Raw genomic sequence first — 24,360 nt, forward strand, 5'->3', positions numbered from 1 at the left:
CGGACAAGGTCAGCATGAGGTCCGTCTCCCGGGTGTGGTGGTCGGGGCCTGTGCAGGCCCCCTGTCAGCGGGCCGTGGCAGGGCGGAGGGCGGGCCGCGCGGGCGCCGCCGTCTCCAGGTACGCGGCGACTCCGGCGACGGTGGGGGCGGTGAAGAACGCGCGGACTGGCAGTTCGAGCCGCAGGGCCGATCGCACGCGGGAGATCAGCTGCGTCGCGAGCAGTGAATGCCCGCCCAGGGCAAAGAAGTTGTCGTCGACGCCGACCGCGTCCCGGCCCAGCAGCTCGGCGAACAGCTCGCTCAACAGCTCCTCGTTCGCCGTCCGCGGGCCGGTGGCAGCCGCTGCCGCGTCCTGCGACGGAACCGGAACCGGGGACGCGGGGCTCGCGACAGACCCCTGCTCGCCGACCGGCCCTACGTCGACCGGCCGTACATCGACAGGTCGTACATCGCCAGGTCGTACGCCTACAGGTCGTACGTCGAAGTCGGCGATCCGCCGGTCCGGGTCCTCGGCCGCCTGCGTGAGCAGACTGTGCAGGCCCTCGGCGAGCCGCTCGCCCGTCGCGGCGTCGAACAGCGCGGTCGAGTACGTCAGGGCTCCGGCCAGACCGGCCGGTGCTCCCCCGGCATCGAGCCGCTCCTCCACGTCGATGACCAGGTCACACTTGGCGGCCGTCGACGCGACCTCCAGTTCCGTCGTCCGCAGACCGGCAAAGCGCGGGCCGGCACTCGCGTGCTGGAGCTGGACCATGACCTGGAAGAGGGGGTGGCGGCCGGGCGAGCGCGGTGGGTTGACCTCTTCGACGAGGCGCTCGAACGGCACCTCCTGGTGCTCGTAGGCGGCCAGGTCGGTGGCCCGGACGCGGCGCAGCAGCTCCGCGAAGGTGGGGTCCGCCGAGACGTCGGTGCGCAGGACCACGGTGTTGACGAAGAACCCGACGACGTCGTCGACCGCGTCGTCTGTCCGGCCGGCCACCGGGGTGCCGAGGGGGATGTCCGTGCCCGCGCCCAGTCTGCTGAGCAGGGCGGCGCAGGCGGCCTGGAGCACCATGAACACGGTGCAGCCGTGCTCTCTGGCGATCGCGAGCAGTTTTCGATGCAGGTCGGCGTCCCAGTCGAGGTCCACCGCTCCGCCCGCGTAGTCGCTTCTCTCGGGTCGTGGCCGGTCTGTGGGCAGGGTCAGTTCGACCGGCAGATCGGCAAGGCGGGTGCGCCAGTGGTCCAGTTGGCGGGACAGCATGCTGGTCGGGTCGTCGGCGCTGCCCAGCAGGTCGCGTTGCCACAGGGCGTAGTCGGCGTATTGCACCGGCAGTTCGTCCATGGCGGGGTCGGCGCCGCGGGTGCGGGCTGCGTAGGCGGTGGACAGGTCGCGCAGGAGGGGTCCCAGCGACCAGCCGTCGCAGACGATGTGGTGGAAGACGAGCAGCAGGACGTGCTCCTCCTCGCCCGTCCGGCCCTCGCCCGTCCGGCCCCCGCCCGTCCGGCCCTCGTCCGTGCGGAACAGGTGGGCGAGCAGGGGAGGGTGGGCGGACAGGTCGAACCGGTGGTCGGCCGCCGCCCGGATCGCCGCGCCGATCCCGGCCTCGGGCACCTCGCGGTACAGCAGTCGCGGCCGGCCGGCCTCGGGCGCGAGCACCGTCTGCACCGGCTGGTCGTCCCGTTCGGCGAAGACCGTGCGCAGGCTCTCGTGCCGGTCGGTGACATCGCACAGCGCCTGTTCCAGGGCCGCCCGGTCCAGCGGTCCGGACAGTCTCAGCGCGAGGGGAAGGTTGTAGCCGGCCCCGGTCTCCTCCCACCTGCTGATGAACCACAGCCGCTGCTGGGCGTACGACAGCGGCAGCACGTCCGGGCGTTGCCCGGCCCGCAGCGGCGGCCTGCCGGGCAGGGTGTCGTCGAGGCTGTCCGCGAGTCCGGCCACGGTCGGGGTGCCGAACACCTGGCGGGCGGGCAGTTCCACGCCGAGGACGGAGCGCGCTCTGCCGCTCAGCCGCACGGCGAGCAGGGAGTGGCCGCCGAGGTCGAAGAAGCTGTCGTCGATGCCGACGGTGTCGCGGCCGAGGATCTCCGCGAACAGCTCGCACAGCAGCTCCTCGCGCAGCGTGCGCGGCGCGCGCCGTTCGCCGGTGGTGGGGTAGGCCGGCTCGGGCAGTGCGGCGGTGTCGAGTTTGCCGTTCGGGGTCAGCGGCAGCTCGTCGAGCACCACGATCGCGGCGGGCACCATGTAGTCGGGCAGGTTCTGCCGCGCGAAGTCGCGCAGCCGCTTCGCGTCGAGTCCGGTGTCCCGGGCGAGGACGTAGCCGACGAGGCGTTTGTCTCCGGGCCGGTCCTCGCGAAGGACCGCCGCCGCGTGGGCGACGCCTTCGTGGCGGGCCAACGCCGCCTCCACCTCGCCGAGTTCGACCCGGAATCCGCGGATCTTGACCTGGTCGTCGGCGCGGCCGAGGAATTCCAGGGCGCCGTCGTCGGTCCACCGCACCAGGTCACCCGTGCGGTACATGCGCTGTCCCGGCCGGTAGGGGTTCGCGACGAACCGCTCGGCGGTCAGGCCGGGACGGTTCACGTAGCCGCGCGCCAACTGGGCTCCCGCGACGTACAGTTCGCCGACGACGCGGGAGGGGACGGGGCGCAGTGCCGGGTCGAGCACGAACACCTCGACGCCGTGGATCGGCCTGCCGACCAGGGGGCGGTCGCTCTCGTCCGAGGACCAGAAGAGCGTGTCCACGGTGGTCTCGGTCTGGCCGTAGATGTTGTAGACGGTGCTGCCCTCGGTCTCCCGGATGCGCGCCCACAGCTTCTCGCCGACCGTTTCCGCGCCGGTCATCACCACCGCGGGCGGAGTGCGGTCCGGGTCGAGCATCCCCTGGTGGATCAGCTCCTCGGCGTAGCTGGGCATCACGTCGAGGGCGTCGATGCCGCGGCGGTCCAGGTAGCGGGCCATGGCGGCGGGGTCGCGGCGGGTGTCGTCGCTGATCAGGTGGAGTTCGTGGCCGGAGGCCTGCCACAGCAGGCCGACGACCGAGGTGTCGAAGGCGAGGGACGCCGTCAGCGCCATGCGGCAGCGCCGCGCGCCGCGGTTGCGCTCGGCGGTGGCGATGACCTCCGTGCGGTAGAAGGCGAGGAGGTTGGCGAGGCCGCCGTGGGTGACGATCACGCCCTTGGGCCGGCCGGTCGAGCCCGAGGTGTAGACGACGTAGGCGGGGTGGTCGGCGGTGACCGCCGCGATGCCGGGCGCGTGCGACGGTTCGTCGTCGAGCTCGGGGTCATCGACGAGGACCGGTTCGCGTACGGACATCTCACTTACGGGCATCGACGCGGCAGTCCCGCTGTCGGTGACGAGCAGGGCCGGTGCGGAGTCCTCCAGGAGATAGGCGATCCGGCGGTCCGGATAGTCGGGGTCGACGAAGAGGAACGCGGCGCCCGACTTCAGGACGGCCAGGAGCGCGACCATCAGGTCCGCGGACCGGGGCAGGGCCACCGCCACGACCTGGTCGGGGCCCGCGCCCCGGCGTACGAGGCGGTGGGCGAGCCGGGTGGCGCGTGCGTCGAGCTCGGCGTAGGTGAGCGCGGTGTCCTCGAAGACCAGCGCCGTCAGATCCGGTGTGCGGGCGGCCTGCGCCTGGAAGGCGGCGGGCAGGAACACGGTCGGCGGCGCGGGCAGAGTCCCTTCGGACTGCTCGGGCCGCTCGGGCTGCTGGGACTGCTGGGACTGCTCGGGGAGGTAGCGCCGGCGCTCCGCGTCCGTGAGCACGTCGACCGTGCTGATCGGCCGGTCCGGGGCGGCGAGCACCTGTTCCAGGAGTCGGCGCAGGCGCGCCACGAGCTGCTCGGCGGTGCTGCGGTCGAACAGTTCGTCGGCGTACTCGAGGTAGCCGGTGAGCCCGGCCGGTGCGCCCTGCGCGTCGCGCTCCTCGACCAGTTCGAGGCTGAGGTCGAACTTCGCGACGTCCCAGGTCACCGGGGCGTGTTCGCTGTCGAGTCCGGCGAAGTCCGGAACGGCGTCCGCCGCCTGCTGGACCTGGAGCAGGACCTGGAACAGGGGGTTCTGGGACAGCGAGCGTTCGGGGCGTACGTCCTCGACGACACGCTCGAAGGGGACGTCCTGGTGGGCGAAGGCGTCCAGGTCGGTGGCCCGTACCCGGCGCAGTAGTTCGGTGAAGCCGGGGTCCCCCGCGGTGTCGGTACGCAGGACCAGGGTGTTGACGAAGAACCCGACCAGTTCGTCGAGCGCGCTGTCGGAGCGGCCCGCCACCGGCGTGCCGAGGGGGATGTCGCTGCCGGCGCCCATGCGGGTCAGCAGGGCCGCGAGACCCGCCTGCACCACCATGAACAGCGTGCAGTCGGCGGCCCTGGCGAGTTCGAGCAGCCTGCGGTGCAGCTCCGGCTCCCACTGGACGGTTACGATCCCGCCGGACTGCGCCGCCACCGCGGGGCGCGGCCGGTCGGCGGGCAGCGCCAGTTCAGCCGGCAGAGCGTCCAACTGCTGCCGCCAGTAAGCGAGCTGACGCCGCATCAGGCTGTCCTGCTCGTCGGCTTCGCCGAGCAGTTCCCGCTGCCACAGCGTGTAGTCGGCGTAACGCACCGGCTGCTGCTGCCAGTCGGGGGCGCTCCCCGCGCACCGGGCGCTGTAGGCGAGGGCTAGGTCGTGCAGCAGCGGACGCAGGGACCAGCCGTCGGCGGCGATGTGCTGGACGACCAGGAGCAACACCTGCTGTTCCTGGCCTAGTTGGAACAGCGTGGCCTTGACGGGCGCGTCCACCGTGAGGTCGAAGCGGTGCCCGACCCGCAGCGCCATGGCGTCCGCGAGGTCGGCCGACGCTACCTCGACGCACTCGATGCCGGGCACCGCGTCCAGGACCACCGGGCGCGGCTCGCCGCCCGCCTCGGGGAAGACGGTGCGCAGGCTCTCGTGCCGCTCCGCCACATCTGCGTACGCCGCCGCCAGGGCGTCCCGGTCGACCGTCCCGGCGAGCCGGACCGCGACGGGCACGTTGTACGTTCCCCCGCCGCGTTCCATCCGGTTGAGGAACCACAGGCGTTGCTGGGCGTAAGACAGCGGCGCGTCCCCGGCCCCCGCCCCCCTGGCGGTGAGCGCGGGACGGGCGGTGCCGGTAAGGCGGGCGAGGCCGGCCACCGTGGGGGCGTCGAACAGGTCCCGGATCTCGAAGCCCTCCCCCAGCGCCGAGCGGATGCGGGACAGCAGTCGCAGCGCGAGCAGGGAGTTGCCGCCCAGGTCGAAGAAGTGCTCGTCGATGCCCACGCGGGGCATCCCGAGCACTTCCGCGAAGAGTTCGCACAGGATCTCCTCGCGCGGGCTGCGCGGGCTTCGTGTGCTGCGTACGGCCGCGGCGGCCCGGTCGGGCTCCGGCAGGGCGGCCCGGTCGAGTTTTCCGTTCGCCGTCGTCGGCAGGGTGTCGAGCAGGACTACCGCGGCGGGCACCATGGCCTCGGGCAGACTGTCGGCCGCGTACCGGCGCAGTTCTTCGCCCGTCAAACCCGCGGTCCGGGCGACGGCGTAGGCGACCAGGCGCGGGTCGCCCGGCCGGTCCTCGCGCAGGACGACCGCGCACTGCCGCACCCGGGCGTGGGCCGCGAGTACGGCCTCGACCTCACCGGGCTCCACGCGCACGCCCCGGATCTTCACCTGCGCGTCCGCGCGGCCGACGAACTCCAGCTGCCCGCCCGCGCTCCACCGGACCAGGTCGCCGGTCCGGTACATCCGCTCCCCCGCCGCGAACGGGCAGGCCACGAATCGCTCGGCGGTCAGGCCGGGGCGCCCGGCATAGCCCCTGGCCAGCTGGATGCCGCCGAGGTACAGCTCGCCCGTCACACCCGGCGGCACCGGCCGCAGGCTGCCGTCCAGAACGTACGCGGACACGTTGGCCAGCGGCCTGCCGATCGGCACCGTGCCGGACTGGTCGTCGCGGCGGCACTGCCAGTAGGTCACGTCGACGGCGGCCTCGGTCGGCCCGTAGAGGTTGTGCAGTTCGGTGTCGGCCAGCGTGGCGAACAGGTCGCGCTGGGTCCGGGCGGGCAGGGCCTCGCCGCTGCAGATGATGCGGCGCAGGCCCGTGCAGCCGGCGGCGCCGGGCTCCTGGATGAAGGCCTGCAGCATGGAGGGCACGAAGTGCGTGACGGTCACCGACTCGCGCCGGATGAGCTCGGCGAGGCAGGCGGGGTCGCGGTGTCCGCCTGGCCGCGCGATCACCAGGGTCGCGCCGGAGATCAGCGGCCAGAAGAACTCCCACACCGACACGTCGAAACCGGCCGGGGTCTTCTGGAGGACCCGGTCCTCGGCGGTGAGGCGGTACTGCTCCTGCATCCAAAGCAGCCGGTTGACGACGGCCGCGTGCGGGACCAGCACGCCCTTGGGGCGACCGGTGGACCCGGAGGTGAAGATGACGTACGCCGGGTGCTCCGGACGCGGCGGTACGGGGCGGGCGGCGAGGGGCGCGACCGGCTTGTCGAGCAGCAGCCCGGGCAGGGACTCGGGGAGCACCGCGGCGCTTTGCGTGTCCGTCAGGGCGAGCATCGGACCGGCGTCCGCGATCGTCGCGGCGATGCGTCCGGCGGGGTGATCGGGGTCCACCGGAAGGTAGGCCGCGCCCGCGGTGACGACGGCGAGGATCGCCACCACCAGGTCCGTTGAACGGGGCAGCGCCACGGCCACGACCCGCTCCGGGCCCGCGCCCTCACGGGCGAGCCGCAGCGCCAACCGCCGTACCCGCGCGTCGAGTTGTGCGTAGCTGAGCCGGCTGCCGTCGGGCCCGACCAGGGCCGGCGCGTCGGGCGTGCGCCGCACCTGCCGCGACCACAGCTCGGCGAGCGTCGTCGCGGGCCGCTCGCACGCGGTGTCGTTCCACTGTCGTACGACCTGGTGGTGCTGGGCGGGTGGCATGAGGGCGAGACCGGCGAGCGGCCGGTCCGGGTCCGCCGCCACCTGTTCCATGAGCAGCGTGAGCCGTTCGGCGAGTTCGGTGGCCGCGGCGGCGGTGAACAGGTCCGGGCGGTAGTGCAGGCGCAGGGCGAGGCGCTCGCCGGGTTCGACGGCGAGGGTCAGCGGGAAGTGGGCGCTGTCGCGGAAGGTGACGCGCACGTGGAGGTCGCCGTCGGGCGCGTCGACCTTGTAGTCGTGCATGGGGAAGTTGTCGACGACCACGTTCGTGTCGAAGAGCGCGGTGGAGAGCCCGGTAAGACGCTGGATGTCCGTCAGGCCCAGGTGGTCGTGGTCGAGCGCCGCGGTGCGCTCTGCCTGGATCTGCGCGAACAGCGCGCTCACCGATGCCGCCCGGTCCAGGCGCACCCGTACCGGGACGGTGTTGATGAGCATGCCGATCATCGAGTCCGCGCCGGTCAGCTCAGCGGGGCGGCCGCTGACCGTGGAGCCGAACACCACGTCGTCGCGTCCGGTGAGCGAGCCGACCAGGACGGCCCAGACGCCCTGGACCAGGGTGCTGAGCGTGACGTGGTCCCGCCGGGCGTGCGCGGTCAGCCGCGCCGTCGTCTCCGGCGACAGGAACACCTCCACCTCCTCGGGCGGCGGGCCTGTGCGGGAGTCGGCGGCCGCGACGAAGGTGGGCTGCTCGACCCCCTCCAGGACGGCCGCCCAGTGCCGCTCGGCGCCCGCCCGGTCCTGCTGTGACAGCCAGGCCAGGTAGTCGCGGTAGGGGCGCACCGCCGGCAGGCCATCGGTGCCGCCCGCCCGGGAGTACACCGCGAACAGCTCCTGGAACAGCAGGCCGAAGGACCAGCCGTCGAGGAGGAGATGGTGGGCGGTCACCAGGAGGCGGTGGCGGCTGGTCGTGTGCCGGGCGAGGGTGAAGCGGATCAGCGGCGTGGCGGCGACATCGATGCCCTCGGCCCAGTCCCGCACGGTCAGGTCGGCGAACCCGGCCGCCGCGTCCTCCTCGGCGAGGTTGGTGACGTCCGTGAGATCAGTGACGACGGTGAGATCGGTGAGATCGGCCTCGCGCCAGTCCAGCGGGGCCTCGCGGTGCACCACCCGTATCGGCTCGCCGTTCTTGCGGTACCGGAATCCGGACCGCAGGGCGGCGTGGCGCCGTATCACGGTCTCGGCGGCCGACCTCAGGAGCGCGGAATCCAGCGGGCCTTCGAGATCGACCGCGAATTGCGCGATGTACGAGCCGCGCTTCTCCCGGTCGAACTGCGCGTGGAAGAGCAGGCCTTCCTGCAACGGCGACAGGGGAAGAATGTCCTCGACTGCTGATTGACTCATCTTCAGAGTCCCCTTCCCCGGGCCGCCCGCAGTTCGGATTCGATTTCTTCGAGTTCGTGCTGGCTGAGCGAGCTCAGGGTCAGGTCAGAGGGGGTGAGTCCGCCCGCTCCCGGTTCGCGGGCGTGCGCGACCAGCGTCCGCAGCATCGAGAACCACGTCCGTGCGAGTTCGCGGGTGTCCGCCTCGCTCACGACGCTGTCGGCCCAGCTCCAGGTGGCGTCAAGGACCGGGCCGTCCGCCCGGTCCACGGTGGCCGCGTTGACCTCGATGCTGTGGGCCATGGGCATGCCGGGGCCGGTGCCGTCCAGGCCGGTCCCGTACTCCGGTACGAGCGACCAGTCGGCGGTGTCCGACGCCTCGAAGCGGCCCAGGTAGTTGAAGACGAACTCCGGCTGGGCGGCCTGCGCGAGAGGTGCGCCGGTGTCGGGGTTCAGATAGCGCAGGAGGCCGTAGCGGACGCCCTTGTCGGGGACGGCGCGCAGTTGCTCCTTGATCCGTTTGACGGCGCTGCCCACCGCGGGTCCCGCGGCGCGTACCTCGGCCCAGTCGAGTTCGCCCGGGTCGAGCCGGACGGGGAAGAGGCTGGTGAACCAGCCGACGGTCCGGGAGAGGTCCACGTCGGCGAGCGCGCTTTCCCTGCCGTGGCCTTCCAGGTGCAGGAGGGATGTTCCGTCGCCCGCCGTGCCGCGTGCGCGGTGCCAGTCGCCGAGGGCAAGGGCGAGCGCGGCGAGCAGGACGTCGTTGACGCCGGCGTTGAACGCCGCCGGCACGCTGGTGAGCAGTTCGCGGGTGAACTCGGCGGGCAGGGACTCAGTGAAACGCCGGTCCCGGCTCTCCAGGTCCTGGCCCGGCACCCGGGGCAAGTCGCCGAAGCGGGCGGCGCCGGGCCGCAACTCGGCTAGCCAGTACGGAAGTTCGGCGACGGCGGCCGGTGCGTGTGCCTGCTCGCCGAGCAGGCGGGACCAGCGGCGGAAGGAGGTCGGTACCGGTTCGAGCGCGATCACGGTGCCCGCGTCGACCGCCCGCCAGGCCGTCGCGAGGTCGGCGGCCAGGACGCGCCAGGAGATCGAGTCGACGGCCAGATGATGGACGACCAGTGCGAGCAGGCCCTGGCGATCGGGTCCGGCGTCGAACCACACGGCCTGGAAGACCTTGCCCTCGCGCGGGCGGAGCCGGTCGCGCGCGGCGTCCGACTCCCGGCGCACCAGCGCGGCCACGTCGGCATCAGGAAGCCCCGCCACGTCGATCCGCCGGAGCGCCGATGCCGCGTCGATGGCCCCGGTGGGCAGCACGTCGAGCGCCCATTCCTGCCCGCCGTCCCCGCCGTCCCCGCCCTCGGGCACGGACAGCCGCAGCCGCAGTACGTCGTGGTGGTCGAGCAGCACCTGTGTCATCGCGTGCAGGTGCGCCTGCGTCAGCCCGAGCGGCGTACGCAGGACCGCGAGCTGGTGGTAGGTGTCGACCCCGCCGCCGCGTTCCTGGAACCAACGTGTGATCGGCGTGGTGGCGACAGGGCCGACCCCGCTGTCCGCGACGGGGGCCGGCTCCCGGTGCACCTCGGTGGCGCTCTCCGCCAGGGCCGCGATGTCGCGGTGGGCGAGCACGTCGCCGACGGTGATCCGCAGACCGGCCTTCCGTGCCCGGCTGACGAGCTGCATGGCGATGATGCTGTCGCCGCCGAGCGCCACGAAGCCGTCGTCGGCCCCGACGTCGCTCACCTTGAGCACGTCGGCGACCAGGGCGCACAGCACGCTTTGGCGCCGGGCGACCGGATTCCGCCCGGCAGCACCCGCACCCGCATTCACACCCGCATCCGCACCCGCATGCGCTTCATCGAAAGGGCTGGTCACGTCATCCCTCATTCCGAGTCCGGTCTGGAATCGGAACCGAAGTTAGCCAGCGGTGACCGCCAACAGCGGCAGTCCCAGCGGCAGTTCGAGCGGCGTACGCGAGGGCCCGCAGGGCAATTGCCGGTGCGATTGCCGCCGGGCGCGATGCCGCGCGCCGACACTGACAGGCGCGATGTCCGGACGTACTCCATCGGGAAGAGGCCAGCGGTGCCAATCAAGCCAGCGGTCAAGCCATCGGCCACGCCATCGGTCACGCCATCGGCCGACCTCGCGATGTTCGGCGGTGGCCGGGCCGTGCCCCGGAATTTGCGGATCAGGGCGTGGCCGATGGTGACCGAGCAGGACGAGCAGGCCGTTCAACGGGTGCTTCGCTCCGGCCGGTTCACCTCCGCCTCCGCGGGCGAGGAGGAGATCGCGGGTCTGGAGCGGGAGTGGGCGCGGCACGTCGGCACCGAGCACTGCGTGGCGGTGAGCAACGGCACCGCCGCGCTGTCGGTGGCGCTGAGTGCCGCGGGCGTGGAGCCCGGCGACGAGGTGATCGTGCCCGCCCTGAGCTTCATCGGCAGCGCCACCGCCCCGCTGCACCTCATGGCCGTGCCGGTGTTCGTCGACATCGACCCCGTCACGTTCAATCTGGACCCCGCGGCGCTCGAAGCCGCGATCACCGGCCGGACCAAGGCGATCGTCGTGGTCCACCTGCACGGCCTGCCCGCCGACCTGGACCGGATCACCGCGATCGCCGACCGGCACGGGATCACCGTCGTCGAGGACGCCGCGCAGGCGCACGGCGCCCGCTACCGGGGCCGCGCCGTGGGCTCGATCGGCGCGGTGAACACCTTCAGCCTCAACGTCAGCAAGAACCTCGCCACGTGCGGCGAGGGCGGCCTGATCACCACCGATGACGCGGACGTGGCGATGCGGGCCACCATGTTGCGCCAGTTCGGCGAACTCATCCCGGCGAGCGGCGAGCGCAGCTACGTCGCGCATCTCCTCGGCTGGAACTGCAAGCCGAACGCGATCCAGGCGGCCTTCACCCGCAGCCGCCTCACGCACTTCGACGCGGAGGCTGCCGTGCGCGACCGGAACGTCCGGCGGCTCCTCGGGCGGCTCGCGGAGCTGCCGGGCTTCCTGGTGCCCGAGGTGCCGGCAGACCGTACGCACGCCTGGCACATCCTGCGCTTCCGGGTGCGGCCCGCCGCCTTCGGCCTCGCCGACGCGTTCGCGGGCCCGCTGCGCGCCGTCGTCCAGCGGGCGCTGCGCGCCGAAGGGGTGCCCGCCGCGCCCTACCAGCTCCAGCCGCTGCCGGCGCAGCGGGTGTTCGCCGAGCGGCGCGGGTTCGGCGGCTACCCGTGGGCGCTGCCCGGCGTCGTGCCGCGCCCCTACCGCGCCGAGGACTTCCCGGCCGTGCTGCGGGTCCTGGACGACTCCTTCACGGTGCAGAAGGCGCACCTGCACCCGGAGGCGGGGCCGCTGCTCGACCGGTACGCCGACGCGTTCGAGAAGGTCTGGGAGCACCGCGACGCCCTGGCCGCCGTCGCCGCGCGCACCGCCCACACGCCGCACTGGGAGCGGGCGTCGCAGATCGGCGACGCCGAGTGGGAGGCGGCGTTCGGTACTCGGTGACCGAACTGGTTCACGGCGAAGGGGCCGCGGTCCGCCCTGGTGGCGGTCCGCGGCCCCTTCGCCGTCAGCAGGCGTTTCAGGTGAGCAGGCGTTTCGGGCAAGCAGCGTTTCAGGCGAGCAGCCGTCGTACGTGCTCGATCACCGTGGCCGCGCGGATGCCGTTGCGCTCCAGCAGGTGCCGGTGTCCGCCGGTACCGGCGGCGAACCGGTCGGCCACCGCCACCCGCCGCACCGGACAGGCGACCCCCTGCTCGGCCACCACCTCGGCGACGGCGGAGCCGAGGCCCCCGGCGGCCCAGTGCTCCTCGACGGTGACGATGCCGCGCGTGCGCGCCGCGGCGGTGACGATCGCCTGCCGGTCGAGCGGCTTGATCGTATGCATGTTGAGTACGGACGCCTCGATCCCGGCGGCGGCCAGTTCGTCTGCGGCGTCCAGCGCGGTCAGTACGGGGTGCGGTCCGGTGGCGATCAGCGTCGCGTCGTCGCCGCGGCGCAGACACTGCGCGGCCCCGATCCGTACCGGCTCCGCTCCCGGCGGCAGGGCCGGCGTCGCGCCGCGCCCCAGGCGCAGGTAGACCGGTCCGGGCAGCCGTGCGGACGCGCGGAGAAGGTGCTCGGTGGCGGCGGCGTCCGCGGGCACGAGGACTGTCATGTTCGGCAGCATCCGCATGACGGCGAGGTCTTCCAACGCGTGGTGGGTGGAGCCGAGATGGCCCGCCGAGAGGCCGCCGTGGGTGGCGACGATCCGTACCGGAAGGTCGTTCCAGGCGATGTCGAGTTTCACCGCCTCCAGTGCGCGCGTCGCGGCGAAGGTGGCCATGGTGTTGACGAACGGGATGCGGCCGGAGCGGGCGAGGCCCGCGGCCACGCCCATCAGGTTCTGTTCCGCGATGCCGAGGTTGAGGTAGCGCGGCGCGGCCGAGCCCCACGCTGTGCCGGAGAACAGGCCGGTGTCGCTGTCCAGGCACACATAGCGTTCGTCGGCGGCGGCCAGCTCGACCAGCACGTCCCGGTAGACCTCCCGGGCCGCGCGCTCTTCCTGCGCGACGGGGGGTTCGGCTGTCACGACGCTCATGTGGTCTCCGTTCGGGTTCGTTCGCCGCGGGTCCGCTCGCCGCTGGTTTGCTCGCCGCTGTTACGTTCGCCGCGCAGCAGCGCCGCGCGGGCGCGCCTGTGCCCGCGTTCGGTGAGCTTGACGTAGTGGCTGCGGGCCTGGCCCTCGATGTACGGCAGTCCCTTGCCCTTGACCGTGCGGGCCAGGAGCACGGTCGGCCTGCCCGGGGTGTGCGGAACGTCCGACAGGGCCTCGCGCAGTTGGCTCGTGTCATGGCCGTCGACCTCACGGACCGTCCACCCGAAGGCGCGCCAGCGGTTGGCGAGCGGCTCCAGGCCCACCGTGTCTTCCGTGTCGCCGCTGATCTGCAGCCCGTTGCGGTCCACGATCGCCACCAGGCGGTCGAGTCCCTTGGCTCCGGCGGCCATCGCGGCCTCCCAGACCGAGCCCTCCTGGAGTTCGCCGTCGCCGAGTACGACGAAGCAGCGCCGGTCGCTGCCGTCCAGGCGGGCGGCGAGCGCGAAGCCGACGCCCAGCGGCAGCCCGTGACCGAGCGAACCGGTGGGCATCTCGACGCCGGGGACGGCCGGGTTCGGGTGGGCGGTGAACATGCTGTCCGGGGCGCCGTAGCTCGCCAGGAGTTCCTCGGGGAAGAAGCCCCGTTCCGCCAGGGCGGCGTACAGGCCGATCGCGCCGTGGCCCTTGCTCAGGAGCAGGATGTCGCGGTCCGGGTCGCTCGGCCGCCGCGGGTCGATGCGCATGACGTCCCGGTAGAGCGTCACCAGGATCTCGACGAGGGACATGGAGCCGCCGAGGTGGCCGCCTTCGGGGTTGGCGCACATCTGCACGATCAGTTCCCGTGCCCTGCGCGCGTGGTCCTCGCTCATCGGGTCTCCCGGCTGAGGTGCGTGTCCAGTGCGGCCAGGGCGCGGGTGAGCACCCGGATGCCGAACAGGTACTGCGGCAGTTCGATGTGTTCGTGGTCGGAGTGGTCCAAGGCGCTGTCTCCGGGGCCGTACGTGGCCATGGGCACCGTCCATTCCTGGGCGAGGGTGTTCATGTCGGAGGTGCCGGTCTTCACCTTCGCCCGCGGGGTGCCGCCCTCGGCGCGGATGGCGACCGAAAGGGCCCGTACCACGGGGTCGTTGCGGCCGACGCGGCAGGCGTCCACCGCGTTGACGACTTGGAGCGTGCCCGCGTCGAGGCGCGCGGACAGCTCCTTCACCAGGCGCTCGCCGTCGAAGCCGGGAGGGGTACGGATGCTGAACTCGGCGGTTGCGATGGCCAGTTCGCCGTTGATGGACGTCAGGGTCGGGCCTGGGGTGTCGAACCGGGCATGGCTCGCGTCCGGGCCGAGCAGCGCCAGGAGTTCGCCCCACGCCCGCGCCGCGAGCTCGGAGGCCTTGGGCACGACGTTGCTGGGGTGGGTCGCCTCGCACCGCACCTCGTAGCGCAGATCGAGCTTGCCCTTGTAGCCGAGGACGACCGTGTCGCAGCCGCTGGGCTCGCCGATGACCAGCGCGTCGGGTGGCTCGTGCGTGCGGCGGATCTCCACCGCGCCGCGCGAGAGCGCGGTCTCCTCCTCCACCGCGCCCACGACCACGATCCGGCCGCTGAACCCGCTGAACCCGCTGCTCGCGGCGGCCGCGCAGATCATGGCGGCCAGCGGCCCCTTGGCGTCGACGGCGCCCCTGCCGTACAGGCGCTCGCCCACCCGCCGCACCGGGATGTCCCCCGGCACGGTGTCCATGTGCCCGAGCAGCATCACCGTCGGTCCGGGGCCGCGCCGGATCTCCCCGACGGCGTTGCCCGCGGCGTCGATCCCGGCGGTGAAGCCCGCCGTGCGCATGGCGTCCACGACGTACGCGGCCACCTCCGCCTCCGCGTAGGACGGGGAGGGGATGCGCAGCATGCCGTGAAGCAGGTCGACGGCGGCCGTGTCGGAGAACCCGCTCACTCTTCCTCCAAAATAACTTCGGTGCACGCGCCCGCCAGGGCGTCCCGGACGGGATGCGGGCGGCGGCCGTCCCCGATCAGGACGCGCCCGGCGCCGGCGATGAGTGCCTCGCGGGCCGCGATGAGCTTGATGCCCATGCCGCCGGTGACCACGGGCGGGGCGCCCTGGCGTGGCACCCGGCAGACGGGGAGCACCGACCGTTCGTCGTGCCGGTCGGCGAGGACGCCGCTCGCCCCGGTGAGCAGCAGCAGGGTGCTCGCCCGCAGGGCGCCCGCGACGGCGGCGGCGGCGCGGTCGGCGTCGGCGTTGACCGCGCCGCCGTCCTCGGCGACGGCCGGGGGCGACACGACGGGCAGCAGCCCGGAGGCGAGCAGCGTGGACAGGAGGTCGTCGTTGACCTCGATGATGCGTCCGCTGTGGTCGTCGCGGACGATGATCCGCCGTCCGTCGACGAGTGCGCGGTGCGCCGACTTGCGGGCGGCCACGAGGAGTCCGGCGTCCAGGCCGGTCAGACCGACGGCGTTCACGCCGTGGGTGCGCAGGGCGGACAGGAGGCGGGGTTTGACGGATCCGGCGAGGGCCAGCTGCACCACTTCGAGGGTCGGCGCGTCGGTGTACCGGGTCGACACGCCGTCCGGGGCGACGAGCCGGCGGGAGGGCACGCCGAGACGTTCGGCGAGGGAGTCGATGTCCGCCGAGCCGCCGTGGGCGAGGATCACCGGTGTGCCGCCGCGGTGGACGGCGGCGACGTCGGCGCAGATCGCCTCCGCCCGTACGGCGGCGTTGCCGCCGCACTTGACCACAAGTATGTCCCGCATCGCTTGATCAGCCTCACGTCAGTTCGGGTTTCAGTTCGGGTGCAGTCCGGGGAATTCGAGGCCTGTGCGCTCCGGCCAGCCGAAGCGGACGTTCAGGCATTGCACGGCGCCGCCCGCGCCGCCCTTGACGAGGTTGTCCAGGGCGCCGATCAGGAGCACGGTGCCGTCGTCCGCGGACACCGCGAAGCCGACGTCGCAGAAGTTGGAGCCGGTCAGGATCTTCGGCTCGGGCAGCCGGTAGAGGCCCTGGCGCTGGGCGATGACCCGGACGAACGGCTCATCCGCGTACGCCTTGCGGAACGCGGACCGTACGTCCCGCTCGCTCACGCCGGGCGCCAGCGTCGCGCGGCACAGCACCTGGACGCCGCGGACGGCCTCGACGCCGGTGGCGCTCATCCGCACGGTGTGCCGGGTTGCCTGGGCGATCTCGGCCTCGTGGCGGTGCCGGGAGGGCGCGAACACCCTGAGGGCGCCGCTGCGTTCGGCGTGGGCCGCGGCGGGCCCGCCGGAGACCCCCGACCCGCTGGAGCCGGTGCGGGCGTCCACGTGGACGGTGCCCTCGATCAGGCCCGCGTCGGCCATCGGGCGGACCGCGAGGATGCCGGCGGTGGCCATGCAGCCGGGGACGGCGATCCGGTCGCTGGCGGTGAGCCGGTCTCGGTGCCATTCCGGCAGGCCGGTGGTGAACTCGGGGATCAGCTGCGGCGCGCTGTGCGGGACGCCGTAGTAGGACGCGTAGATCTCGGGGTCTTGCAGGCGGAAGTCGCCGGACAGGTCGATGACGGTCCCGGCCAGTTCGAGGAAGCCGGCCATCCTTCCCATCGTCTCCCGGTGCGGTGCGGCCAGGAAGAGCACGTCGGCGTCGACGCTCTCCAGCGCGTCGTGGCCGATGAAGCACAGGTCCGTGAGGCCGCGCAGGTTGGGGTGGGGGCCGTCGACGCGGCGCCCGGCGAGGCGGTCGGAGGTGGCGGCCACGACGGTGACCCGCGGATGGCCGTGCAGCAGCCGCAGCAGCTCGCCGCCGATGTAGCCGGAGGCCCCGACGATCGCTACGCGCAGCATGAGCGGGCCCCGTCCACGAGGTGGTCGACGATCCGGTCGGCGACGCTGACCGTGTCGCCGAGGGCCTGTTGCAGTCCGGAGAACTCGACGCCGTGGTTGACCTCGAGGACCAGGAGTTCACCTGTCTCGTCCTCGATCAGGTCGACTCCGGCGATGTCGGCCGCCACGGCCTGCGCGGCGAGCACCGCGAGCTTGGCGAGGTCCGGTGTCAGGGGGCACAGTTCGCTCACGGCGCCCCGCGCCACGTTGGTCCGCCAGTCCTCGGCGCGCCGGTAGGTCGCCGCCACCGCCTCGCCGCCCACCACGACGACCCGGATGTCCCGCCCCGGTTTGGCGATCCACTCCTGTACGTAGACGATCCGTGCCTGCGGTGCGGGCAGCGCGGCGGCGTACTCCAGGATGGTTTCCGCGGTCGGCCGGTCCGGCAGCGCGGCGATCAGCCGCCCCCACGATCCGTGCAGCGGTTTGATGACGGCCGGATAGCCGATCGTGTCCAGTGCCGTCAGCGCCGCTTCCGGGGTCAGGGCCAGGGCCGTGCGGGGGGTCGGGATGCCGGCTTCGACCAGGGCGGCGGAGGTGCGCCACTTGTCGCCGCACAGTTCGGTCGCCCGGGCCGAGTTGACCACCGTGGCGCCCGCCGCTTCCAGCGCCCGGGCCGCGTAGGTCGCACGGGCGAGCCCGATCTCCCGGTTCAGGACGATCGGGCGGGGGCCGCGGTCACCGAGCTGGTGCCACCACCCCCGGCTGTCGATGTGCTGACAGCCGATCGCTCTGCGGTCGAAGGCTGCGAACAGGGCCTTCTCGTCGGTCCGCACCCGGGATGCGAGGACCGCGAACGGCACGGTACGACTCACTCGCCCCAGTCCTCTTCGATCTCCGGGGCGAGCGCGGCCCGTATCGGATCCAGGGTGAGGATCTCCAATTCGCTCGCGCATTCACCGCATTCCACGATTTCACCGATCACCGGCGGTCCCGCGGGGACCACCGAGTTCTCGCATTCCGGGCAGGTGACCATGTCCAGTCCTTTTCATCGTTCGCCGAAAGGCACGGGGAGTTGAAAGGCACGGGTAAACGTAAGGGCGGTTCGGGGCCGCGACCGGCAGAACGGGCGGCAGTCTCAGGCGGCCCGGCCTGCCGCCGTCAGGGGCCCCGCCACGGTCCGCTCGGACTGGTGCAGGAGCCGCACCAGTTGGAGGACCGTGAACCACTCGGGCCGGTGGGCTCCCACCGGCCGCACCAGGCCCTGGACGAGCAGCGCGTGCAGGGCGGCGGCCGGGTCCGGGACGAGGAGGGCGAGGTCCGCGAGGGTCCAGTGCGGGCGGTGGGCCACCTCGGCGAGCACGTGGCGGTGGCGCTCGGCGAGGCCGTCCACGCTGCGGGCCAGCGAACGCAGCAGGTTGTGGCAGGTGCAGCCCGTCGGCGGCGAGAGGAGTGAGGAGTCGCGGCCGGCCCGGGCAAGGAGGAGTTCGGGCGGATACACCAGACACCAGCCCGCCGCGTACTCCAGCGCCCTGGGGACGCCGTCGAGCCAGCGGCACAACCGCAGCACCGCCTGCGCGTTGTCGTCACGGAGCCGGAATCCCGGCCGTGACCGGCGGATGTGGGACAGGAACAGCGCCACGGACGGGACCTCGCTCAGGCGAGCGTGGTCCAGGTCCAGGTCCACGTCCGGTGCCTCGGCCGGCACGGCGGTCGCGGTGAGCGGCAGGACACGCTCGTCGGGCAGGTGCCGCGGCGCCAGACCGGTCACCACGACGCGCAGCCCCGGACAGCGCCGCAGCAGTTCTGCTACGTCCACTCCGCCGATGCCCGGCGGGTCGTCACCGTCGATCACAAGCAGCTCGTGCCGGTCGCCGATCGCCCTGGCGAGGTCGTCGGTCACGTCTGCGCCGGTCGCCGCCATGCCGCCGAAACCGGAGCCGACCGCGGGAGTCGCACGGGTCTCACGGGTCTCACGGGTCGCGCGGGTCGCACCGCAGCGGCACGGATCTCCGCCCGGGGCGTGCCATCCGACCCGCCAGCCGCGGGCGCGCAGCACGCGGGCCGCTTCGAGCACCAGATGCGTCTTGCCGATGCCGCTGATCCCGACCACCGTCACCAGGCGGTGCCCGTGCACGGTGACCTGGTCGAGCAGCACCTGTAACTCCGCTTCCCGGCCCACCAGCGCGCCGGGCGGCGCGGGCGGTTCGGGTAGTTCGGCGAGCGGCGCCCGCGGGTCCACCGGGCTCCCCCCGGCGGCGTGCAGCTGCCGCCGTTCGGCTTCGCCGAGGCGCAGCGCGTCGGCGAGCAGTCCCACGCTGTCCCGGCGGGGCCGTCGCACCCGGCCGCTCTCCAGGTCCCGTATCGCCCGGACGCTCAACGTGGCGAAGTCCGCGAGCTGTTGCTGGGTCAGCCCGGACCGATCGCGGTGGCGCCGCAGGAGTTCGGCGAACGGGACCGGCTGGCCGGCAGCGCGTTCATGGAGCGTACTGACCTTCATGTGCCGGGTCACCTGGCCGTGAGTTCCCCCGCGGCCGCCGTGTCCGAGCGGTTCTCTTTCCCGGTCACTGATGTTCCGGACGGTTTCCCGAATGGTGTCTCTCACGCCTCCGGACGCCCTTTCTCTGTACGGTTCCCGCGTTCCGCTTCCCCCGTACGAATGTGCAGGTCATCCCCGGCCGCTCAGCCCCAGCCGCTGTCGCCGTCGAGCAGGACGGGGGACGACGCCCTGGCGGTGGCGCCCGCGCCGGCGACGCCGCTGGTTTCCGCGGCGGCCGTCCCGGCCGTGGTACCGGCCGCCAGCAGGCAGAGAACAGCGACGACGAACGCGCGGACAGACTTCATGGTTTCTCCCGGAATACGAGGGCGAGTTGTGCTTGAAAAGTCCCGTCCGGCGTTGTCCGGCCGTTTCCCTTCCGCTCTTCCAGGATCATGGGTGCACCTGCCGGAATCCATGGAAGGCGCCATTCACCAAGTTCCCCGACACCGAAGCTGGGGGGTGAGCAAAACGCCCATACATCACCAGTCGGCGACAATGCGGACCGTTCGTCTGTCCTGAACCGCCGGTACCGGGAATGCGATGCCCCTGTAAGCGTTCTTGCGGCTCCCGCCCTCTCCTTGAGTAGCCGGGGCGTTCCCGGCGTCTGACGGAGGAGGACGAGCAGACGGTGCACACTGTGTGGGCTTGGACTTCTGCTGCGGTCTGCTTCAGCGCAGCAGCTGTGGTGCGGGCGTACGCCTACCGGATCCGGGAGCGGGGCAGACGCAAGACCATCACCGCCGTACTCCAACACCTCGACCAGCAGGGGGGATTCGCTCACTCCGTCGACCACTCCGTCGACCGGGACGGCCGGTCGTGGACCATGCGGGCGTCGCGGGCGCAGCAGCCGGAATGCCCGGCGGACGGCCGAGTACAGAGGGTGAGAAACGCCGGGCATGTCGAGTGACAGCATCGGGCCCGCCTTCGACCAGCTCTACCGGGCCTCGTACCGCAGGATGCTCGCCAAGGGCATCGTCGTGTGCGGCGGGAACTCCGCCGTGGCCCAGGACGCGGTGCAGGAAGCCTTCATCCGGTGCTGGCGGCGTATGCAGGATGCGCACGGCCCGCCGGTGGAGAACTGGCATGCGTGGCTGTCCACGGTGGTCGTACGCGAATGCCTGGCCGCCCTGCGTCACCTGCCGGGCACCCTCCCCCTGGAAGGCCGCGACTTCTCCGCCACCACGCCGGAGTTGGCGGCACACCTGGATCTCAAGGACGCGTATCGTCGGGTGTGCAGAGCGATCGCTCAGTTAAGCGAGCAGCAGCGTGCGGCTGTCGCGCTGTGCTGCATGGCGGACCTCGATGCCAAGCGGGCGGGGGCAGTGATGGGCGTTGAGGCGCCGACGGTGCGCGTTCACCTGAGCAGAGCCCGCAAGACGTTGGGACCCCTGTGGGCGGAGTTCGATTCCCTGGGGATCTTCGACGACCAGCGGGAAGGCGGGGCGCGATGAGTGACAGCTCGGACCACACCACCATCCGGCACCGCCTGGCCGGCCGGCTGCGGCGCCCGGCCACGGACGATCGCGCGGGCGCGAAGGACATCGACGACGCCCGCCTGCGCGACACGGTCCGCAGCACCGAGGACGCGGTCCATCACGCGCTGGGACCGATCGTGGATGTCGAACAGTCCCTGGCGGCCCTCAAGCAGCGTCTGGAGCAGGAGCCTGCCCCGGCGGCGGCCACCGTCCTCGACCGTGTCCCGGCTCTCGTCGCCCTGGTCCAGGGCCCCGAACACCGTCTGGCATACGCCAACGACGCCTACACACAGGCCTTCGGCGTACGCCCTGCGGGTGTACCGGCCCGGGACGGACTCCCCGAGCTGGAAGAACTGGGCCTGCTGCCCCTTTTGGACCAGGTTCTGCGCAGCGGCAAGCCGCGCACGGTCAAGTCCCGCAAGGCGGCAGGCGGCCGGTGGTACACCGTCACCTGCACCCGGGTGACCGAAGGCGGCGATGAGGTGATGGTGTTCGCCACCGACGTCACCGACCACGCCGAGGCGGCCGAACGCCTGCGGGCCAGCGAGCGCCGCCAGCGCGAGACGGCCATGACCCTGCAACGCTCGCTGCTCCCACAGGAGTTGGAACAGCCCGAGGGCCTGCGCATCGCCGCCACCTACCAGCCGGGCGGCACGGAGGCCGCGGTCGGCGGCGACTGGTACGACGTGATCAACCTCGGCGGCGCCCGCACCGCCCTGGTCATCGGCGACGTCATGGGCCGCGGCATCCGCGCGGCAGCGGTCATGGGACAGCTCCGCACCGCCGTCCGCGCCTACGCCAGTCTGGACCTGCCCCCGCCCAAGATCCTTCAGCTCCTGGACGCCCTGCTCACGGAAATCGACCCCCACCACATCGCCACCTGTGTGTACGCCGTCCACGACCCCGAGCAGGGCGGCCTGGTCTACGCCTCGGCCGGCCACCTGCCCATCCTGGTCCGCGACCAGAACGGCATGGTCCTGCGCGCCGACGAACCGACGGGCCCGCCCCTGGGCACGGGCGGCTGGACGTACACCGCCGGCTCGCTCGACCTCGCCCCCGGCTCTACGGCAGTCCTCTACACCAACGGTCTGACCAACCACCGCGACCGGGACCCGGACGAGGCGATCACCGCTCTGGCGCGGGCGCTGGCGACGGCGACGGCGCGGGCGCCGGCGCTGGAAAGCGGCGCGGGTGCAGGTCCCCAGGTGATCTGCGACCGGCTGCTCCGCGCGGCAGGCGTCACGGGCGACAACGACGACGACGCGGCCATCCTGGTCCTCCAGCGCACGAGCACGGACAGCGCCGCCCCGTCAGCGCCACCTCACCAGTAGGTGACGGCCCGCCTTGCTGGCTGCCTGCCTTGGTGGCTCCCTGCCTGGTGGCTGCCCGCCTTGGTGACGGGCAGGAGGCGGGCAGGGGGCGGGCAGGGTTCGATTTCGGTTACACCTTTTTGGGGTTTGCGGGGCGGGCCGGAGGCTCGGGCCGGGGGCGGGTGCGGTGGCGTGGATTGGCCTGGCGCGGAGGGCGGGTGAGAGTGATCTGCCGTACGAGCTGCTGGAAACAGGCAAGTGCGGCCGGGGTGGGGAGTGCGGCCGCTGCCGCGTCGATCAGTGTGTGCGGGGCCTGTGCGACGCACAGCAGCATGGAGACGGTGGAGAACACCAGGACGACCGCCCAGGAGTGGGCGGCGCGGCGCCGGTGGAGGGCAGCACGCAGGATCGACAGGCTGGCGACCAGCCAGGGGCCGTAGACAAGAAGGGGCCACCAGCCCGCGTTGGCGGAGGTCCGGTACCTCGCCAGGTGGCTCAGCGGGTCATAGCTGACCATGCCGCCGAAGACACAGACCATGGATACGACGACGGCAGCCAGCCCCGCCAGGAAAAGGCTGATGTTGTGCAGGGCACCGCCCCCGCGCTTACGCGAACGAGAACGTGAACGCGCGCGGCGTCTGCGAGGCGGTGGCGCGGCGCGCAGCGGGCGCAGCTCGTCCAGCGGTTCGCGGCTCGGTGCATCGGCGAGCGGTTCGCGGCTCAGTGACTCGGCGAGCGGCGCTTCGACCGGCCCGCCGGGGGCCGGAACGCCCTCCCACTCGTTCTCGGCGGCCTCGTGCAGCAGATGGACGAGTTCCTGTTCCGGATCCCAGTGCATGTCCAGCGGGTCAAGGGGCGCCAGAGGCTGCTCCCACGTACCGGAGTCGCCGACTGTCCCTTGGCTTCCCCGGTCGGCCGGCTCCATAGGGCTGTGGCGGCCCGGCGTCTCATACATAGGAGATCTGCCGACGAAGCCCGCCCGAGCGAGTGCCGCGCCCTCTGGGGCCGAATGCCGAAGGGTCGAATACCGAAGAGGCGGAGGCCGAAGAGGCGAACGTGGCCTCGATACGGCCGAGTTCCGCCAGGAAGTCTTCGAGCAGAGCGGCCGAATACCTCAGGTCGACGGACTGGTACTGGTCATGCAGGGTCGCCTTCGCTCCACCGGCGGCGTCGGCCGGCGTATAGACCCATTCCCCCATGTGGACCGCGCTTGTGCCACTGTTCATATTGTGGACCAAGAGGTTCTCCGGAAGAAACCCTGGCCTTGCTTTCGTCATGCTCCGTCCAACGGGCGAGCATTACGTAAGATGCGCGGCGAATGGGTGGCAGCCATTTCGCATGATGGGTCTGTCGGGCTAATGATTAATCAGCTTCGCGGACAACCGGGTGCACGCATCAATGACCCATACATAAAGTCATGTCGTCGGCTGCTCTGTGCGCCGACGCGACAGCCGACTGAGGGCCTACTTCGGACGGCGTGCTTTCAGGCCTTCTCTCCAGGCGATGGTCAGTTCGGCGTCGTCCCTGTCGCCCCACAAGGTCGTGTCGGTCACAGCCCGCCACTTGCGCAGGCAGAGCGTGGCTGCCCGGAGTACGTCGCAAGGCACGACCGCTTCCCGGGAGGCCGAGGCCTCGGCAGCTTGCATGTAGTGCCACAGCGTGCCTTGCAGTTCCTCGGCCTCGCCACGGGTGCCCTGAGCGAGCCCGAGACACCGCACCGCCCCGAACAGGGCCGCGTACGGCAGACGGGCAGTGGGGACGATCCCGGGTTCATCGGCGAGCTCGGCGCCTTTCGTTGCCATGCTTCTGAGCGTACGACCCGCTGCGCACCCATGGGCCACAGAACCAGTTTTCGCCGGATTTGGGCCATTTCTCCGAGGAGAGCCGGATGATGGTCGCCGGCTACCGCCCGAGCTGCCACTCGGTTGGCGACGGCCGCCGTCTCGCCAAAGCCGCCCCACCGTGGGCTCAGTGCACCGGCCGCCAGTGGGCGGACGCCTCGTCCAGAGTCCGGAACGGCTGCTGCCGCGTCGGATCGTCCCAGATCAGGCAGCCCCACACCAGACCGGGCACATCGGATCCCATCCGGTCGGCCGGCCCCTCGGTGAGGGTGCAGAACACTTCGTCGAAGTAGCCGGCCATCGACGGAAACTGGGCCGGGCCTTCCGGCGGCTCGGTCAGGTCCCAGGAGCCCATCCCGTCGTCGGACACCCAGTGACCGGATTCGGGGCCGGCCTCATCACGGGTCAGCCATGGCACGGGCCTTGACCCCGAATCCTGAACACGGGTTATGCGGCTGGTGTCAGCGTAGTTGGTGTGAGGTGAAAGGCGTTCTCGAAGGCGATCGGTGATCGTTGTCCGAGGCGGGAGTGTCGGCGCCGGGTGTTGTAGCGGTGCAGCCATCTGAACGCGTCGAGTCGGGCCTCGCGCTCGCCTGGCCAGCTCTTTCGTCCCTTCAGG

At 72.1% G+C, this 24,360-nt stretch carries 17 protein-coding genes and 1 pseudogene; 3 read left to right on the forward strand and 15 right to left on the reverse strand.

Annotated features, from left to right (window positions below; all coding sequences use genetic code 11):
* Nucleotides 1–64: 64 nt before the first annotated feature.
* Nucleotides 65–8,233: a non-ribosomal peptide synthetase gene (locus tag IE226_RS38755; RefSeq protein WP_190086217.1), complete on the reverse strand. Its 8,169-nt coding sequence runs from the start codon at nt 8,231–8,233 to the stop codon at nt 65–67.
* Nucleotides 8,234–8,235: 2 nt separating this feature from the next.
* Entirely contained in the window at nt 8,236–10,083 is a 1,848-nt protein-coding gene (locus IE226_RS38760; RefSeq protein ID WP_229871831.1) for a condensation domain-containing protein, read from the reverse strand.
* A 273-nt stretch (nt 10,084–10,356) separates the two neighbouring features.
* Between IE226_RS38760 and IE226_RS38765 the strand changes: the two genes are divergently transcribed.
* A complete protein-coding gene (locus IE226_RS38765; protein WP_190086235.1) occupies nt 10,357–11,706 on the forward strand; it encodes a DegT/DnrJ/EryC1/StrS family aminotransferase in 1,350 nt (449 codons plus the stop codon).
* A gap of 109 nt (nt 11,707–11,815) precedes the next feature.
* Here the strand turns inward: IE226_RS38765 and IE226_RS38770 are convergent, their stop codons facing one another.
* From IE226_RS38770 to IE226_RS38810, 9 genes are all read right to left on the reverse strand, one after another.
* Nucleotides 11,816–12,781 (reverse strand): transketolase family protein, encoded by a 966-nt coding sequence (locus IE226_RS38770; RefSeq protein ID WP_190086219.1) that lies wholly within the window; start codon nt 12,779–12,781, stop codon nt 11,816–11,818.
* The gene (locus IE226_RS38775) at nt 12,778–13,647 is read right to left on the reverse strand and encodes a transketolase (RefSeq protein ID WP_190086220.1); all 870 of its coding nucleotides are present in this window, start codon (nt 13,645–13,647) and stop codon (nt 12,778–12,780) included. Before IE226_RS38775 ends, IE226_RS38770 begins: the two co-directional genes overlap by 4 nt.
* Nucleotides 13,644–14,717: a M20/M25/M40 family metallo-hydrolase gene (locus tag IE226_RS38780; protein WP_190086221.1), complete on the reverse strand. Its 1,074-nt coding sequence runs from the start codon at nt 14,715–14,717 to the stop codon at nt 13,644–13,646. Before IE226_RS38780 ends, IE226_RS38775 begins: the two co-directional genes overlap by 4 nt.
* Nucleotides 14,714–15,535, reverse strand: a complete 822-nt coding sequence (locus IE226_RS38785) for a [LysW]-aminoadipate kinase (RefSeq protein ID WP_190086222.1) — start codon at nt 15,533–15,535, stop codon at nt 14,714–14,716. The genes IE226_RS38780 and IE226_RS38785 overlap by 4 nt, the downstream gene beginning before the upstream one ends.
* Nucleotides 15,536–15,565: 30 nt before the next feature.
* Nucleotides 15,566–16,597: an N-acetyl-gamma-glutamyl-phosphate reductase gene (gene argC / locus IE226_RS38790; protein WP_190086223.1), complete on the reverse strand. Its 1,032-nt coding sequence runs from the start codon at nt 16,595–16,597 to the stop codon at nt 15,566–15,568.
* On the reverse strand, nt 16,585–17,451 hold the full coding sequence (locus IE226_RS38795) for a RimK family alpha-L-glutamate ligase (protein ID WP_190086236.1): 867 nt from the start codon (nt 17,449–17,451) through the stop codon (nt 16,585–16,587). The genes argC and IE226_RS38795 overlap by 13 nt, the downstream gene beginning before the upstream one ends.
* On the reverse strand, nt 17,448–17,612 hold the full coding sequence (locus IE226_RS38800; protein WP_190086224.1) for a lysine biosynthesis protein LysW: 165 nt from the start codon (nt 17,610–17,612) through the stop codon (nt 17,448–17,450). The genes IE226_RS38795 and IE226_RS38800 overlap by 4 nt, the downstream gene beginning before the upstream one ends.
* A gap of 102 nt (nt 17,613–17,714) precedes the next feature.
* The gene (locus tag IE226_RS38805) at nt 17,715–19,076 is read right to left on the reverse strand and encodes a helix-turn-helix domain-containing protein (protein WP_229871833.1); all 1,362 of its coding nucleotides are present in this window, start codon (nt 19,074–19,076) and stop codon (nt 17,715–17,717) included.
* Nucleotides 19,077–19,258: 182 nt separating this feature from the next.
* On the reverse strand, nt 19,259–19,420 hold the full coding sequence (locus tag IE226_RS38810; protein WP_190086226.1) for a hypothetical protein: 162 nt from the start codon (nt 19,418–19,420) through the stop codon (nt 19,259–19,261).
* Nucleotides 19,421–20,011: 591 nt separating this feature from the next.
* Between IE226_RS38810 and IE226_RS38815 the strand changes: the two genes are divergently transcribed.
* Both IE226_RS38815 and IE226_RS38820 read left to right on the forward strand, forming a co-directional pair.
* A complete protein-coding gene (locus IE226_RS38815) occupies nt 20,012–20,566 on the forward strand; it encodes an RNA polymerase sigma factor (RefSeq protein ID WP_190086227.1) in 555 nt (184 codons plus the stop codon).
* Nucleotides 20,563–21,891 (forward strand): annotated as a pseudogene (locus IE226_RS38820) (PP2C family protein-serine/threonine phosphatase); the annotation flags it as partial. The gene IE226_RS38815 and the pseudogene IE226_RS38820, both read left to right, overlap by 4 nt.
* 139 nt (nt 21,892–22,030) lie before the next feature.
* Here IE226_RS38820 and IE226_RS38825 read toward each other — a convergent pair.
* The 4 genes from IE226_RS38825 to IE226_RS38840 all read right to left on the reverse strand — a co-directional run bounded on the left by IE226_RS38825 (nt 22,031) and on the right by IE226_RS38840 (nt 24,159).
* On the reverse strand, nt 22,031–22,738 hold the full coding sequence (locus IE226_RS38825; RefSeq protein WP_229871834.1) for a DUF2637 domain-containing protein: 708 nt from the start codon (nt 22,736–22,738) through the stop codon (nt 22,031–22,033).
* Between the two features lie 109 nt (nt 22,739–22,847).
* The gene (locus IE226_RS38830) at nt 22,848–23,126 is read right to left on the reverse strand and encodes a hypothetical protein (protein ID WP_190086230.1); all 279 of its coding nucleotides are present in this window, start codon (nt 23,124–23,126) and stop codon (nt 22,848–22,850) included.
* Nucleotides 23,127–23,363: 237 nt separating this feature from the next.
* Nucleotides 23,364–23,702 carry a hypothetical protein gene (locus IE226_RS38835; RefSeq protein ID WP_190086231.1) on the reverse strand — a complete coding sequence of 113 codons (339 nt, stop codon included), beginning with the start codon at nt 23,700–23,702 and terminating at the stop codon, nt 23,364–23,366.
* A gap of 166 nt (nt 23,703–23,868) precedes the next feature.
* Entirely contained in the window at nt 23,869–24,159 is a 291-nt protein-coding gene (locus IE226_RS38840; protein WP_190086232.1) for a hypothetical protein, read from the reverse strand.
* Nucleotides 24,160–24,360: the final 201 nt, after the last annotated feature.

Origin of the sequence: Streptomyces longisporoflavus (genome assembly GCF_014649775.1) — a bacterium.
GTDB lineage: Bacteria > Actinomycetota > Actinomycetes > Streptomycetales > Streptomycetaceae > Streptomyces > Streptomyces longisporoflavus.

Excerpts from the sequence above, each read along its gene's own strand:
- IE226_RS38830 (WP_190086230.1), bottom strand. The coding sequence starts at position 23,126 with ATGAACAGTGGCACAAGCGCGGTCCACATGGGGGAATGGGTCTATACG.
- argC (WP_190086223.1), bottom strand. The coding sequence starts at position 16,597 with ATGCTGCGCGTAGCGATCGTCGGGGCCTCCGGCTACATCGGCGGCGAG.
- IE226_RS38810 (WP_190086226.1), bottom strand. The coding sequence starts at position 19,420 with ATGAAGTCTGTCCGCGCGTTCGTCGTCGCTGTTCTCTGCCTGCTGGCG.
- IE226_RS38815 (WP_190086227.1), top strand. The coding sequence starts at position 20,012 with ATGTCGAGTGACAGCATCGGGCCCGCCTTCGACCAGCTCTACCGGGCC.
- IE226_RS38805 (WP_229871833.1), bottom strand. The coding sequence starts at position 19,076 with ATGAAGGTCAGTACGCTCCATGAACGCGCTGCCGGCCAGCCGGTCCCG.
- IE226_RS38785 (WP_190086222.1), bottom strand. The coding sequence starts at position 15,535 with ATGCGGGACATACTTGTGGTCAAGTGCGGCGGCAACGCCGCCGTACGG.
- IE226_RS38755 (WP_190086217.1), bottom strand. The coding sequence starts at position 8,233 with ATGAGTCAATCAGCAGTCGAGGACATTCTTCCCCTGTCGCCGTTGCAG.
- IE226_RS38770 (WP_190086219.1), bottom strand. The coding sequence starts at position 12,781 with ATGAGCGTCGTGACAGCCGAACCCCCCGTCGCGCAGGAAGAGCGCGCG.
- IE226_RS38765 (WP_190086235.1), top strand. The coding sequence starts at position 10,357 with ATGTTCGGCGGTGGCCGGGCCGTGCCCCGGAATTTGCGGATCAGGGCG.
- IE226_RS38775 (WP_190086220.1), bottom strand. The coding sequence starts at position 13,647 with ATGAGCGAGGACCACGCGCGCAGGGCACGGGAACTGATCGTGCAGATG.
- IE226_RS38825 (WP_229871834.1), bottom strand. The coding sequence starts at position 22,738 with ATGCACTGGGATCCGGAACAGGAACTCGTCCATCTGCTGCACGAGGCC.
- IE226_RS38835 (WP_190086231.1), bottom strand. The coding sequence starts at position 23,702 with ATGGCAACGAAAGGCGCCGAGCTCGCCGATGAACCCGGGATCGTCCCC.
- IE226_RS38800 (WP_190086224.1), bottom strand. The coding sequence starts at position 17,612 with ATGGTCACCTGCCCGGAATGCGAGAACTCGGTGGTCCCCGCGGGACCG.